This window comes from Vibrio sp. 811, from assembly GCF_033339195.1.
Genome location: NZ_JAWOUB010000364.1, coordinates 1 through 728, shown reverse-complemented (window position 1 = coordinate 728; position 728 = coordinate 1). Strand labels below are relative to the sequence as shown.

The 728-nt window shown below is 49.2% G+C and carries 1 protein-coding gene; it reads right to left on the bottom strand.

The annotated features are described in order from the left end of the window. Positions 1-728, bottom strand: a 728-nt coding sequence (locus R7Q46_RS26895) for a cation:proton antiporter (RefSeq protein WP_318078187.1), incomplete at both ends; no start/stop codon positions are given.

Genomic DNA, 728 nt, shown 5'->3' with positions numbered 1-728 from the left:
GACGATCAACCACGTGACTGGTGACGCTCTCTTCTTCCTGATTAAGCGTATGAGCGAACCACTTCTTTTGTCCCATCAACAAGAGTGGCGTGGTCACCATCGATAGACTCACCACAACCAACAAAAACGCCACTTGTTCTTTGGATAAAATGCCTTCTTGGCTTGCCGCGGTGAAAATCACAAAAGCAAACTCACCACCTTGGCTCAAGATGGCGGCCATACGGCTACGTGCTTTTTCTCGCACTCGCCCCGCCCTGGCTAGGGCGTACAACACCAAACCTTTCACCACAACCAAAGCCACCCCCGCACCAAGAATTTCAAGAGGATGCAACGCCAGTAAGCCCAAGTTTACCGCCATGCCAACCGCGATAAAAAACAGACCAAGCAGCAAGCCTTTAAACGGCTCGATAGCGATTTCTAACTCATGGCGATATTCACTTTCGGCCAGCAACACTCCAGCTAAGAAAGTTCCTAGCGCCATGGACAAGCCCAGTTTTTGCATCACCACCGAAATGCCTAGCACCACCAAGCGTGAAGCCACGCCAAATAAATAGCGAACCCCACTCATAACGAAAAAACGAAACAGAGGACGCAATAAAAAGTGACCACCAATCAACAAGGCTACGACACTGCCTAAAACGGTAAAAGCATCGAACCAACTGCCTACATTCTGTTCACCAGCTAAAAGCGGTAACATAGCCAACATCGGTATGACGGCGATATCTTGA